The following is a 13,451-nucleotide window of genomic DNA, read 5'->3' as shown; positions in this document are numbered from 1 at the left end:
TTGACCTATATAAAATTGCCACATTATTTACTTTTTAAATTGTGTAAAACCCACTCAATCAAGAAGATTGCTGAAGAGATACGCTCTGTCGTATCACCTAAAAATAATTTATGAAGTAATGCCTCCAAATGGATTGGTTTATTAGGCAACACTTGAATATACCTTAAAACAGATCCAGCTGGCGGTGTAGGTTTGTTATTAATAGCCCATATCCCTTCTATCAATGTCCAAGTTGACGTATGAACTATGTATGAAGCCTTTAGCTCATCATGTGCTTTCAAAGCAGACTGAATTTTAATGAGCGAACTATGCAACCAATGAGAAATACCTTTCACTTTGTCGCTAGAAACACGATAGTTTTCAAATTCATATGTAGCTATTTCCTTTAACTTTTTTAACTCACCGCTTTTATCAAATAAAATTTCCCCTTCTAAAAATGAGTATAGTTCCATCGGATTGTTTTTAAAGTTTACTTGTATTTGATTAACATCTGCATACTTATATTCAACTAAAATTTCCTCTCTCGTTTCAGAATGAAACTTCTTCTTTTGTCCGTCTTCTAAAAGAATATATAAGTCTAAATCCGAATCAGGATATGCATCACCTCTTGCGACAGATCCGATAAGCATACATCCAGTTACCTTATCTATTGATAAGATTTCAGCTACTATTGTTTGCACTAATTTTTTATGTTGTTCATGTTTAATAGATGTTTGTGTTTCTAACATTTGTAACCTCCAAACATTTTCTTCACTTCATTTACCTCCATTTATAACGAAACAATAAAACATATATCACATCCATATTTTACTATAAATCAAAAAAAGAGGATATTTGCTTATTAATAAACAAATATCCTCTACCTTTACATATATATTACGACTGCTGATAAGCCGATTTCGATGATTTCACATAGTAAACTGCGTGATCAACGTTAATGATATGATCTGGTTTTGGTTTACCACGGCTCGCTCTATGTCCTGCTAAATGTTCTTCACTTGTTTCCCAGTTTTTCCATGCTTCTTCAGATTCCCAGCGAATCATAACGACTACTTCTTCGTCTCCTCGTCTTACTTTTTTCACAAGAACACTCAAGTCGATAAAGCCTTCAAATTTTTCAATTATACCTTCTCCAGTAAAACGTTCTACAACTATATTTGATGTACCTTCTTTTACTGTAAATGTTTTCGTTTCGATAAACATATATTCCACTCCTTCATTGTAATACGAATACTACTATACTTCTATTATAGTTGATTATGATAATTATTTTCAATTATAAAGTTTTAATTTTTCGAATTATGCTGTTTTCTCTTCAACTGCCCCATCTAAAAATTTGAAATATGGGAGTAGGATTCCGATTAAAGAAGTGACACATATAATTGAACCGATAATAAAGTATAGTGCTCTTACTCCCCACATTTCACTCAATATTCCCCCTACTAACACACCTAATGGCATAGCGGATCGTATGAAAAATAATCGCACCGAAAATACTTGTCCTATCATATTGTTTGGTACTGTTTGTTGGCATATTGTTGTGTTATGAACATTGAAAAAGGCAATGCAAATGCCTGCAACTACTTCAATGAACACCGCAATTACTATACTATGATTGAACCCTAGAGAAATGTATGTTAGTCCTCCTATAAACAATCCCCCAAGCATAAGTATACGTCGGCTTTTATACGTTACTTTTCCGACTAGTATAGATCCAACTACATAACCAAGTGGGAAACCAGCCATAAAATAACCAAACTCCGCATACCCCGCTGAAAGCTCATCTTTTATATAAGGTAGATTTGTAACCAACGTTACCCCAACCCCAAATTGCACGAAAGTAAGAAATATACCGAGCCAAACAATAACTGGTTTTGTGAAAAAATATGTAAAACCGCGAAGAAACTGTTCTAGCCACGTTTTCCGAATAGGTTGTTTTGTTCTCTTTTCTTTTATATTAAGTAATAACGCACCACTAACAAATAGACAAATACATACGAAAGATAATGTAAGTTCTGTTCCAATCAAATGAATGACTACTCCGGCTAATACGGGCCCAAGAAACATCATAAAACGAGTCATTCCATCAATGTACGCATTTGCATCTTGAAGTTGTTCTTTCCCTACAATGCTCGGTGTAATTGCTTGACTTGCAGGTGTATACAGCGGCGTAATAAGCCCGATTATTATTTGTACGACATACACATGCCATACTTCTATACTGTTAGTAAGTAACATGACTAACGGCAGTAAAAAAACCGAAGCCCGCATCCATTGCGAAAAAATCATAATCCACTTCCGGCTCCATTTATCAATAAATGGGCCACTTATTAGTTGTAGTATAAGAGATGGGATAAAGTATAATAGCCACATACTACTTAAAGCCATTTCCGATCCTGTTAACTCATATACTAGAATTGAATTACATAACGTTCCGAAAGCCCCTCCTAATTCTGAGATTGCACTACCAATCCACATAAAAAAGAAAGAACGATTTTTCAATACACTCTTCACTATAGCTCACCAACTTTTCTCTTAAATTCCTCCCTTTATGTACATTCTCGTTGTAAATTATCTATTTAAAAATACATCTAATTCTTTCGCTAACGACTGTACTGCTTTCTTCCTTAATACATACTTTCCGTCATGTATATCAACTAACTTCGCTGCACGTAACAATTTCAAATGATGGTGTACTGTCGATTTACCAAGCTGCAATCTTTCCGTTATTTCCTGTAATGTACGTTCTTTTTCAAACAACATTTTTATAATTCGCAATCTCGCCTCATCCCCAAGAGCCTTATGTTTTTGAACTAAAAAATAATTCGGCTCATACGGATCTTCGGGATGAATGCTTTCATTCGCAACTGGATAATGAAATACTTTCGTATCTTCAATATCTGCTTCAATATTCCACGGTCTGTACGTCATTTGCGGAATAAGAAGTACGTGATGAACACTTGGCTCTGGCATATAGTTCACTCCGCCAGTCGCCCATTCGACAAACTCTTCCGGCTTCATCTTTTTATTCATTTCATTTTTTGCTTCATAATCTCGTTTTAATATAGAAAATATTTCTTCTTCCTCTTTCTTAATTACACTCTCATACCAACCTGTCATAACAGCAATTAAATGAGATTTCAGCACTTGTACATCTACATCACATATAAAGCGAATATAAGTAGAATAAAACTGATGATCATCTGTTAGTTCCTTTAGTTCGTGTATTGCACATACAACTCCCGTTGCAGCTAAACGTCTTTTCTCTTCATACTTCTCTCCTAAAAACGGTAAACATATATACTTCAAATCTTCTTCTGAAAGTGAATCGATTTTAGCATGAAACTGCGATAAATCCTGAAAATCCTCTTCATACAACAACTGAAGCAATGCTTTCCACGTATTATGTTCTTCTACAAACTGTAAGTGTTCTCTCATCTCATTTGTTAATGATTGTCTAATTCCTTCCCATTCACTTTCAGTCTTTTCAAGTGTATCAATTAACCTTTTATGAGTAATTGCTGCAATGCCAAGTGCACATTCGAAAAGTATCGAATACTTTACTTGAACGTTATAAGTTTCCCTCTTTCTACTCGTTATGTGATAAACCTCCATTTTTATCCCCCTCCTTGTTTGCTATGTATTAAATTCTATTTTTATCGAATTTTACCTTCTATATTTTTAGAATTTACAAAAATATAAATTAAACCACATTCATTCTAAATTAAGAAGAATAAGAGCTTTTTTATATACAAATAATAAGCCTCAAGGAGTTGTTGACATGTATTTCATATTGAATATGTTAGGGATTTTCGTTGTCATATTAATCGTTTTCTTATGTTCGCCTAATAAAAAACATATAAAATGGAGGCCAATTGTAATTCTCATCCTATTGGAGCTTTTTATTACGTGGTTTATGTTAGGCACAAAGCTCGGCAGTATTATCATTAATAAAATTGCGTCATTTTTCAGTTGGCTACTAGCATGTGCGAATGAAGGTATTCGATTTGCATTTCCTTCAGCTATGGACAGTCCACACATTGATTTCTTCTTTAGTGCGTTACTTCCTATCATTTTTGTTATTACTTTTTTCGATATTCTTTCTTATTTCGGAATCTTAACTTGGATTATTGATAAAGTAGGTGCAGTTATTTCAAAGATTTCTCGTTTACCAAAGTTAGAAAGTTTCTTTTCGATTCAAATGATGTTTTTAGGAAACACCGAAGCACTTGCGGTTGTTCGTGATCAATTATCTGTTTTAAAAGAAAATCGATTATTAACTTTTGGAATTATGAGTATGAGTAGCGTTAGCGGATCCATTCTTGGGGCTTATTTATCAATGGTTCCAGCAACATATATTTTCAGCGCAATCCCATTAAACTGTATTAACGCATTAATTTTAGCCAATGTATTAAATCCTGTGGAAGTTTCGAAAGAAGAAGACGTTGTTTACACACCTTCAAAACATGAAAAAAAGGATTTCTTTTCTACTATTTCAAACAGTATGTTAGTCGGGATGAATATGGTTATCGTTATTTTAGCTATGGTAATTGGTTATGTAGCTTTAACAGCATGTTTAAATGGGATTTTAGGATTTTTTGTAACGGGGTTAACAATTCAAAAAATCTTCTCCATTATCTTTAGTCCTTTTGCATTTTTACTCGGTTTATCAGGCAGTGATGCTATGTATGTAGCTGAATTAATGGGGATCAAAATAACGACGAATGAATTTGTTGCAATGATGGATTTAAAATCAAACTTAAAGTCGCTACAACCGCATACGGTTGCGGTTGCAACAACATTTCTAGCTTCTTTTGCAAACTTCAGTACAGTAGGTATGATTTACGGAACTTACAATTCATTATTTGGCGGAGAAAAATCATCAGTCATCGGTAAAAATGTTTGGAAGCTTCTTGTTAGCGGGATGGCTGTTTCTTTATTAAGTGCTATGCTCGTTGGGCTATTTGTATGGTAAATAATTTTTATAATAAAAGACACTCAAGCCAATTGAGTGTCTTTTATTATTATTTTCGAATTTGTCCATTTCCACGAATTACATATTTTGTGGAAGTTAATGCCGGAAGCCCCATTGGTCCTCTTACGTGTAACTTTTGTGTACTGATACCAATTTCCGCTCCGAATCCAAATTCGGATCCGTCCGTAAAACGAGTCGATGCATTATGATAAAGTGCCGCGGCATCTACAGAAGTAAAAAACTTGCTGACGTTTTCCTCGTTTTCAGTAATAATTGCTTCAGAATGCATAGATCCATACGTATTTATATGATGAATCGCTTCTTCAACAGTGGAAACCACTTTCACTGCTAGTGTGAGAGATAAAAACTCAGTTTCCCAGTCTTCTTCTGTCGCAAGTAAGATAGAAGGATCAATCGCCACTGCTTTATTATCACCACGTAGCTCCACTCCTCTTTCCTTCAAGGAAGAAAACAACTCGCTACCATATTGCTCTGCCCAATTCTCATGAAGTACAATCGTCTCAATTGCATTACATACAGATGGACGCTGTGTTTTTGCGTTTATAATAATATTAAACGCCATTTGTTTATCTGCTGTTTCATCAATGAATATATGACAATTTCCCGCACCTGTTTCAAGTACTGGAACAGACGCTTCTCTCACTACTGTATCAATTAATTGTTTACCGCCTCTTGGTATAAGAACATCCAAGTACTCGTTCAATGTAAACAACTGTTTTGCACTATCTCTCGTTGTATCTTCTATGAGCTGTACACTTTCTGAAGGCAAGCTAGTTTGCTTAAGCGCCCGGTGAATAACGCTAACGATGGCTTTGTTAGAATGGATAGCAGAAGAACTACCACGTAGTATTACTGCGTTTCCTGTTTTTAAACAAATTGTAGCAGCATCAACAGTTACATTCGGTCTTGCCTCATAAATCATTCCGACAACACCAAGTGGTACGCGCATCTCCTGAATAGATAGTCCATTTGGCCGTTCCCATGCACTTACACATTCTCCAATAGGATCACGGAATTCAATTAACTGCTTAATACCCTCTGTCATATCAACAATTCGCTGTTCATTCAGCAAAAGGCGATCAAGGAGTGAATGAGAAAATCCTTTCTCCTTACCTTCTTCAATATCCCGTTTGTTTTCTTCTAAAATATAAGCTGTTTCTACTATCAGCTGATTAGCAATTGCAGCAAGTGCTTCATTTTTTTGATCTGTAGTTTTAAGCACAAGTTCTCTAGCAACCTCTTTTGCTTTTATCCCCTTTGCCGACACTTCATTCATTTTTATTTCCTCCTTTTTAAAGTGAAACCCAATGATTCCTATGGATGACTTCATAACTATGTCTCTCGCCTCTTACTTGAATATCTTGGCTTTGCATACCTTTTACATCTCTTAGTTCCTCTGCACTATATGTGCATTGTCCTTTTCCTATTACGCGCCCTTGTTGCGTTACAACCTCTACAACTTCGCCCACTTGGAAAAATCCTGATATATTCGTAACACCAGCTGGAAGTAAACTCTTCCCATGCTGAATGATGGCAGTAGCTGCCCCAGCATCTACTTCGATTTGTCCGCTAACAAGCGAATGCAAGGCAATCCATTGCTTGTTCATCTTCATTTCTTTTTGAGGAGCATTACCGACATACGTTCCATCACCCTTACCCTTCAAAACATCTACAAACTTTTCCTGTCCACGTCCTGTTCCGATAAATACACTCACACCAAGAGAGAGTGCTGTCTTTGCAGCATCGATTTTTGATTTCATACCGCCAGTCCCAAGTTTTGAGCCGGCATCTCCTGCAAGAGAAGAAATTTCTTCTGTAACTTCAGGAAGAAAATAATATTTTTTTGCATCCGCATTTTTCTGAGGATTTTTATCATATAAACCGTTCACATCCGTAAAGATCATGAGCGTATCTGCCGAAACAAGTCCACTTACTAAAGCTGACAGCATATCATTATCACCGAACGTCAGCTCCTCTAAAGAGATGGAATCATTTTCATTAATAATTGGAAGAGCGGAACGGTTTAGTAATTCTCCTAACGTAGCGTAAGCATTACTATATTGTTCTTTTCTAGAAAAATCACTTCTCGTCAGCAAAAGTTGCGCAGTAACGATGCGATATTTACGGAATTCCTCCGTGTACGCCTGCATTAACAAACTTTGTCCGACAGCTGCTGCAGCCTGTTTCCCTTTAATCGTTACAGGTCTGCTAGGATATCCTAGCGCTGAAAAACCTGCAGCGACGGCTCCAGATGTAATTAACACAACCTCGTGCCCATCTTCTTTCAACCGAGCCAATGCGGCAACGTGATCTGAAAGCTGTTCTGTAGAGATGCCTCCGTGACTATCTGCCAAGGAACTACTCCCAATCTTTACAACAATTCGTTGTTTTTTCACCTTTTTATCCCCCAAGTCTAAAATCAAAGTTTTTATAGTTTACACTTCATTCACTTTGCAACTATATCCATTCTCATCAATGCTGCATTGAAGTATTTAAGAGCAAAATAAAAATGACCGCTTCGCCCTTAATAAAATAAAAAGGACGAAACGGTCATTGTTCCGCGGTACCACCTTAATTGATATACATAGATATCCACTTGGTGCCTATAACGCAGGCGAACGCCTAAACTTTCATTTAAGACTCAGGGATAGGTTCGATACATTCTATACGAGGAATCTTTCAGCCGGTGAATTCCACTCTCTTTCGCAAGAAGACATATGTACTAATTCCCTTCAACGATTTTCGATCTAATTTTTTTATATTATGCGATATAGTTCGATTCGGTGTCAAGAGGTATTTTAAAAAATAAATAGAGCCACAAGTGACTTGTATGAAATTATTGCCCTACTGAATGAAAATACAAATTGATATAAGTTTAACTCATATACATAAATATAAAACCTTAAGTTATAGTGTATATATTTACAGAATGTTGAATGTAATTGATTTTTATCTTTTAGTGTTGCAAAAAGGAATATATTCTCTTAGAATGTTTCTTTATATTGCATGGTGATGTTATTGTTATTCTAAAATAACAATTTCAAAATGATATAATTTATTATAAAAGGAGCAAGATTGAGTAATTATGGACAAACAAATTGGATTCATCGGATGCGGAAATATGGGGATGGCTATGATTGGCGGAATGCTAAACAAAAAGATAGTGTCTTCAAATCATATTATTTGTTCAGATTTAAACACTGCTAATTTAAAAAATGCTAGTGAAAAATATGGGCTAACTACAACTACCGACAACAATAAAGTAGCTAAAAATGCTGATATTTTAATTTTATCAATTAAACCAGACCTATACGCATCAATAATTAATGAAATAAAAGAAGTAATCAAAAACGATGCTATCATCGTTACGATCGCTGCTGGTAAAAGTATTGAAAGTACTGAAAATGCCTTTAATAAAAAATTAAAAGTTGTAAGAGTAATGCCTAACACTCCTGCTCTTGTTGGAGAAGGAATGTCTGCATTATGCCCTAATGAAATGGTGACAGAAAAAGATTTAGAAGATGTACTAAACATTTTCAATAGTTTTGGTCAAACAGAGATCGTAAGTGAAAAACTAATGGATGTTGTAACATCTGTAAGTGGTTCTTCACCAGCATATGTATATATGATTATAGAAGCGATGGCAGATGCTGCTGTACTAGATGGTATGCCAAGAAATCAAGCATATAAATTCGCTGCTCAAGCTGTGTTAGGCTCTGCAAAAATGGTACTGGAAACAGGAATACATCCAGGTGAATTGAAAGATATGGTTTGCTCTCCAGGCGGAACGACAATAGAAGCTGTCGCAACATTAGAGGAAAAAGGATTACGAACAGCGATTATTTCAGCAATGCAGCGTTGTACGCAAAAGTCTGTTGAACTATCTGGCCAAACTAAAAAGTAAAACTATAAAAGAGATTACGTTAGCTATGAATTCACATGAATTTAATTAGAAATTCACTACATGATAAACGGCCAAACTCATATATAATTGAGCTTGGCTGTTTCGGTTTTTAATTATATTAAAATAATTTCATTTGAATCTTCTTTAAAGGTTCTGTTTTATCCCTTACCTATTCCCTACTATGATTGTGTAATTTTATTAGAAACTAATAATTTTTCAATGCATTTCGGTAACATATCTAATAGTGTTTCAAATGCGTAGTTTACATCTAGACGTTCTGTCCATTGATGTGCATCTTTTCCTACCGGCCCCATATTTAATACTGAAACATCAAACTCTTCTAATTCCTGAAGCGGAATTGAATAACCTTTATCCCATAATGGCATATTGTCTACAAGCGAACTCATTGAATCCAGTGGATACTGCAAGCCTACATAGCTTAAATCTGAAATTCCTCCAAAATAATTTTGGTTTTCAAATGTAATTTTATGATTGTAGTGTGCATACTTTTCCATTTCTACAACTACCTCTTTTATTAAAGGATTGTTGCGTGAACTCACAGCTGGATAGTACGGCGGAGCGAAGAAAAGTACAATCATTGGTGCCTTTTCTTTACATAGAATCGCTAATTTATCTACTAAATCAATCGTTACCGCACGATCATCTTTATCCTCTCTATTTTTTATAATATTAGATTGAATATGATCTATTTTTTCTTGTCCATGTTGCTCAATTGCATATGTGATAAGCTCTTCATAAGTTAATACATTTACTTTGAGATTAGGTGGTATAAATGGATTATATTTAGAAAAACGATATGCATGTTTTTCATACGACTCTTCTATTTTCTCTGCTACTTTCGTTACTTTTTGACGTAACAATGAAACTACATCTGTCATTGATTTTTCTAATAAAAACAAATTAAATAATGTGACTGCACGATGCGGAATTTGTACAGAATAATCCTCTTTTAAGTCCCTTTGAAGTAAGTTAGTTGGCGGAGGACTCGCTTCCCCTTCTACAATATCACAAAGGTCTGTGTTTAACTCTAATTCTGCTGTTATTAATGAAGCCATATAACTCCCATTTAACCCTGCAAAAGGTTCACCTACATGTGTCTCTTTTCCGTAGCAAAGAAATCCAGGTAACACTTTACCAATAGAGCCAGTGTAAATATACTTATTTTGGTCACCAGGATGTCTTGAAAACATAGGCTCTGAGTTTAAGACCGTTTTATAATCTAAGTTATGCTCTCTTGCTAAATCTAACAGTCTCGGAACAGCGGCCCTCATCCCTACAGAATTCACTTCTTCATCTGGTACAGCCAATAAAAGAACATTCCCATCGAATCTTCCTTCACATGCTTGTTCAATCATTACCATTTGTAATGCTAGACCGCATTTCATATCCATTGTTCCTCTACCAAACAGCCATTCTCCATGTTCTATATCTTCACGTACATGGTCTGGAAGTTCATCTTTATGAGAATAAAACATAGATGTTAACTTTTTAGGATTAAATGCATCTTCTTTCCACACTCCGTAATCTTGTACATCTACAACATCAAAGTGACTTACTAGAATTACAGTATTTTTTGTACTATCGCTTTTCTTTACTAATGCTGTAACAAAATATCGTCCGTCCCCCGTCGGATTTTTTTGTAAATGGTGCGGGTTTTCTTTGAAATACTGTAAGTCAGATAATTGTTCTACAACAAAGTCAGGCAAAATAACTTCAGCTTCTGAACCTGTAATACTAGGAATTTCAACAAGACCGCTTAATAATTGAATCAATTGTTCTTTTGATTGCCACTTTGACATATAAATCCCCCTATTTTTCCGCATTATGAAAATAGATTCCAGTATATGAATAAAAAATGACGACAGCTATCAAAATTATAGTTCTGATGTACTGCCGATTTTTATTGATATTTCATGAGCCGCTTGTTTTACCTTGCTAATAAGAAAAGATAGTCGATCATCATTAATACGATGACTAATTAACCCAACACTTAATGCTCCTACTACTTTATGATTAAATCCGATAATAGGTGCAGCTACTGAAGCTGTCCCTTCTGTTTTTTCACCATAACTGACAGCATATCCTTCATTTTTTATTTGCTTTATTTGATTAAGAAGAATTTGCTTTTGTTCTGGTAATGAAGAAAGTAAATTTTCTACAATATGTTCCATTTCATTCGTTTTCATATTGGCAAGCATCGTTTTATTTGCGGCACCAATTGAAAGTGGAATTTGTTCCCCTAAGTTATCAATAACTCGAATTTTTAAAGGACTATCAATTCTTTCAATGATAATAGAATGTGTTCCGTTTGGAATATTTAAATAGACACTTTCCTCCACTTCAGCAGCCAAACGTTTCATCACTTCTCTTGCAACAGATCTATAGTCTACCTTCTCCAATTGACGTAACCCTATTTCCATCCACATTGGTCCAATTCTGTACTGTTTTGTCTCTGGAATTTGTGTAACTAACCCATGCTCCATTAAAGAGTTAAGTAATCTATGTACTGTACTAACCGGGAGATGGGTTCCATCTGCTATATCAGAAATAGCCCAATACTCTTTTTCATTTGTAGAATTCAATAATTTAATAATACTTATCGCTCGATCAATGGACTGTACCATAACTCGCCTCAACTTTACTCGTAATATGTTAGTACGTTTAATTAACTATCAATTTAGCAAACATTCGAAATGAAATCAATCTATTTATTTAATTTTCTAACAATAAAAGCATATCACTAACAACGAATTGAAAACGCAAACAAAAAAATATTGACTTTTCTTTTTAATTGTCTGAAAATTATAACAAGATTTCACATCACGGAATATATTCCATAATACGGAAAAATATCAAACTTTATTCTATCAACTAAGAAAGTGAGGAAAACAATGGCGCAAGTAAACAATACAAACAATGAATTAAAACGTACGATGAAAAGTAGACACTTATTCATGATTGCACTCGGTGGTGTGATTGGAACAGGGTTATTTAACGGATCTGGCCTTATTATAAGTCAAGCTGGACCTGGTGGATCCGTACTTGCCTTTATGGCCGGTGGATTATTAATGTATTTCGTTATGCTATGTCTTGGTGAACTCGCTGTAGCCATGCCTGTTTCGGGTTCTTTCCAGGAATATGCCACTAAGTTCATCAATCCTGCAACTGGCTTTACAATTGGATGGTTGTATTGGTTAAGCTGGGCGAATACAACCGGTCTTGAATTTACAACTGCCGGTATTACAATGCAGCGCTGGTTTCCTGATATTCCTGTTTGGGTTTGGTGTTTAATATTTGGCGTTACAATCTTCACTATTAACGCATTATCTGCTCGTAGTTATGCAGAAACAGAATTTTGGTTTTCAAGTATAAAAGTATCTGCCATTATAGCTTTTATTATCCTTGGTGGCGCCGCTATGTTCGGTTTTATTGATTTAAAAGGCGACGAACCAGCTCCGCTTCTTTCAAATTTCGTAAATCATGGTGGTTTATTCCCAAATGGACTTGCAGCTATTCTATTAACAATGGTTACAGTCAATTATTCCTTCCAAGGTACAGAACTTGTCGGAATCGCAGCAGGTGAAAGTGAAGATCCAGCAAAAACTTTACCTCGTTCTATTAGAAATATTATATGGCGCACAATGTTTTTCTTCGTCTTAGCAATCTTTGTTCTTGTTGCTTTAATTCCTTGGGAAGAAGCAGGACTCACAAAGAGCCCATTCGTTGCTGTTTTTGATAATATCGGTATTCCATATGCAGCTGATATTATGAACTTTGTTATTCTTACTGCTGTTCTTTCTGTTGCAAACTCAGGACTATATGCTGCTACTCGAATGCTTTGGTCTTTATCAAAAAACGAAATGGCTCCAGCATTTTTAAAGAAATTATCATCACGTGGGATTCCTCTCAACGCTTTAATCATGACGATAGCTATTTCTGCTTTTTCTCTTTTGACAAGCGTAGTAGCTGCTGAAACGGTTTACTTATGGCTCATTTCAAATTCCGGAGTCATTACCATTATTGTTTGGATGTCAATTTGTGTTTCTCAATTCTTTTTCCGCAAACATTATTTAGCAGACGGTGGAAAATTAGAAGACTTAAAATTTAAAACGCCACTTTATCCAATCGTACCAATTCTTGGGTTTGGATTGTATGGCATTATATTAATCAGTCTTATTTTTATCCCAGAACAACGACTTGGAATCTATTGCACTGTACCATTTATCATCTTTTGCTATACCTACTATCACTTTAAAGTTAAGAAAAGAATATCTACTAACACTCATAGTGAAAGTAAAATTAGCGAGACTTCGTAATATTTGACGATACATAAAAGACCACACGTGGCGTTTCACTTCATGTGTGGTCTTTTATCGTTCCTTCTCTCATTTCCCCCTACTATTGAAAGAATTATTTATAACACTTTAAGTTCTGGATTGCTCAGGTGAACTTTGGGTTGAAAAATGAGCATTTCTATACCTTTCCCAAAATTTCAAGTTCTGCCAATGATGTTGTAGAAAGTGTTAATGT

General features: G+C 35.2%; 11 protein-coding genes and 1 other annotated feature. Of the genes, 3 read left to right on the top strand and 8 right to left on the bottom strand.

Annotation, left to right across the window (positions count from 1 at the left end; translation table 11 throughout):
• Window positions 1-23: 23 nt before the first annotated feature.
• The 4 genes from C4S65_RS10690 to C4S65_RS10675 form a co-directional block, all read right to left on the bottom strand.
• On the bottom strand, window positions 24-728 hold the full coding sequence (locus tag C4S65_RS10690; RefSeq protein ID WP_000894819.1) for a nucleotidyltransferase domain-containing protein: 705 nt from the start codon (window positions 726-728) through the stop codon (window positions 24-26).
• 148 nt (window positions 729-876) lie between these two features.
• Window positions 877-1,203 carry a heme-degrading monooxygenase HmoA gene (gene hmoA, locus C4S65_RS10685; protein WP_070806328.1) on the bottom strand — a complete coding sequence of 109 codons (327 nt, stop codon included), beginning with the start codon at window positions 1,201-1,203 and terminating at the stop codon, window positions 877-879.
• Window positions 1,204-1,299: 96 nt separating this feature from the next.
• On the bottom strand, window positions 1,300-2,514 hold the full coding sequence (locus C4S65_RS10680) for an MFS transporter (protein WP_086407410.1): 1,215 nt from the start codon (window positions 2,512-2,514) through the stop codon (window positions 1,300-1,302).
• A 57-nt stretch (window positions 2,515-2,571) separates the two neighbouring features.
• Window positions 2,572-3,615: a metalloregulator ArsR/SmtB family transcription factor gene (locus tag C4S65_RS10675; RefSeq protein ID WP_086407409.1), complete on the bottom strand. Its 1,044-nt coding sequence runs from the start codon at window positions 3,613-3,615 to the stop codon at window positions 2,572-2,574.
• A 166-nt stretch (window positions 3,616-3,781) separates the two neighbouring features.
• Here C4S65_RS10675 and C4S65_RS10670 point away from each other — a divergent pair, with 166 nt between their 5' ends.
• Entirely contained in the window at window positions 3,782-4,975 is a 1,194-nt protein-coding gene (locus C4S65_RS10670) for a nucleoside transporter C-terminal domain-containing protein (protein ID WP_086407408.1), read from the top strand.
• Between the two features lie 49 nt (window positions 4,976-5,024).
• Here C4S65_RS10670 and C4S65_RS10665 read toward each other — a convergent pair whose 3' ends face one another.
• A complete protein-coding gene (locus C4S65_RS10665) occupies window positions 5,025-6,272 on the bottom strand; it encodes a glutamate-5-semialdehyde dehydrogenase (protein WP_001006802.1) in 1,248 nt (415 codons plus the stop codon).
• A 16-nt stretch (window positions 6,273-6,288) separates the two neighbouring features.
• Window positions 6,289-7,392 carry a glutamate 5-kinase gene (gene proB, locus C4S65_RS10660; RefSeq protein ID WP_000744737.1) on the bottom strand — a complete coding sequence of 368 codons (1,104 nt, stop codon included), beginning with the start codon at window positions 7,390-7,392 and terminating at the stop codon, window positions 6,289-6,291.
• Between the two features lie 138 nt (window positions 7,393-7,530).
• Window positions 7,531-7,741 (bottom strand) — a binding site (T-box leader).
• Window positions 7,742-8,081: 340 nt separating this feature from the next.
• Between proB and proC the strand changes: the two genes are divergently transcribed.
• Window positions 8,082-8,900: a pyrroline-5-carboxylate reductase gene (gene proC, locus C4S65_RS10650; protein WP_000360732.1), complete on the top strand. Its 819-nt coding sequence runs from the start codon at window positions 8,082-8,084 to the stop codon at window positions 8,898-8,900.
• 179 nt (window positions 8,901-9,079) lie between these two features.
• Here the strand turns inward: proC and C4S65_RS10645 are convergent, their stop codons facing one another.
• Together C4S65_RS10645 and C4S65_RS10640 are read right to left on the bottom strand one after the other, a co-directional pair.
• A complete protein-coding gene (locus tag C4S65_RS10645) occupies window positions 9,080-10,744 on the bottom strand; it encodes a M20 family metallopeptidase (RefSeq protein ID WP_141551079.1) in 1,665 nt (554 codons plus the stop codon).
• Window positions 10,745-10,795: 51 nt separating this feature from the next.
• Complete coding sequence (locus tag C4S65_RS10640) at window positions 10,796-11,545, bottom strand: IclR family transcriptional regulator (RefSeq protein WP_086407406.1); 750 nt, start codon at window positions 11,543-11,545, stop codon at window positions 10,796-10,798.
• A gap of 267 nt (window positions 11,546-11,812) precedes the next feature.
• On the opposite strand from C4S65_RS10640, the gene C4S65_RS10630 reads away from it, so the two are divergent.
• A complete protein-coding gene (locus C4S65_RS10630) occupies window positions 11,813-13,237 on the top strand; it encodes an amino acid permease (RefSeq protein ID WP_103945217.1) in 1,425 nt (474 codons plus the stop codon).
• Window positions 13,238-13,451: the final 214 nt, after the last annotated feature.

It is taken from the genome of Bacillus sp. ok061, assembly GCF_900108285.1.
Lineage (GTDB): Bacteria > Bacillota > Bacilli > Bacillales > Bacillaceae_G > Bacillus_A > Bacillus_A thuringiensis_S.
Note: the sequence above shows the minus strand (reverse complement) of the source record. Positions and strands in the feature narration are given on the sequence as shown.

Bases quoted from the DNA above. Each gene is read 5' to 3' on its own strand.
- C4S65_RS10690 (WP_000894819.1), bottom strand. From the start codon at position 728: ATGTTAGAAACACAAACATCTATTAAACATGAACAACATAAAAAATTA.
- hmoA (WP_070806328.1), bottom strand. From the start codon at position 1,203: ATGTTTATCGAAACGAAAACATTTACAGTAAAAGAAGGTACATCAAAT.
- C4S65_RS10675 (WP_086407409.1), bottom strand. From the start codon at position 3,615: ATGGAGGTTTATCACATAACGAGTAGAAAGAGGGAAACTTATAACGTT.
- C4S65_RS10670 (WP_086407408.1), top strand. From the start codon at position 3,782: ATGTATTTCATATTGAATATGTTAGGGATTTTCGTTGTCATATTAATC.
- C4S65_RS10665 (WP_001006802.1), bottom strand. From the start codon at position 6,272: ATGAATGAAGTGTCGGCAAAGGGGATAAAAGCAAAAGAGGTTGCTAGA.
- proC (WP_000360732.1), top strand. From the start codon at position 8,082: ATGGACAAACAAATTGGATTCATCGGATGCGGAAATATGGGGATGGCT.
- C4S65_RS10645 (WP_141551079.1), bottom strand. From the start codon at position 10,744: ATGCGGAAAAATAGGGGGATTTATATGTCAAAGTGGCAATCAAAAGAA.
- C4S65_RS10640 (WP_086407406.1), bottom strand. From the start codon at position 11,545: ATGGTACAGTCCATTGATCGAGCGATAAGTATTATTAAATTATTGAAT.
- C4S65_RS10630 (WP_103945217.1), top strand. From the start codon at position 11,813: ATGGCGCAAGTAAACAATACAAACAATGAATTAAAACGTACGATGAAA.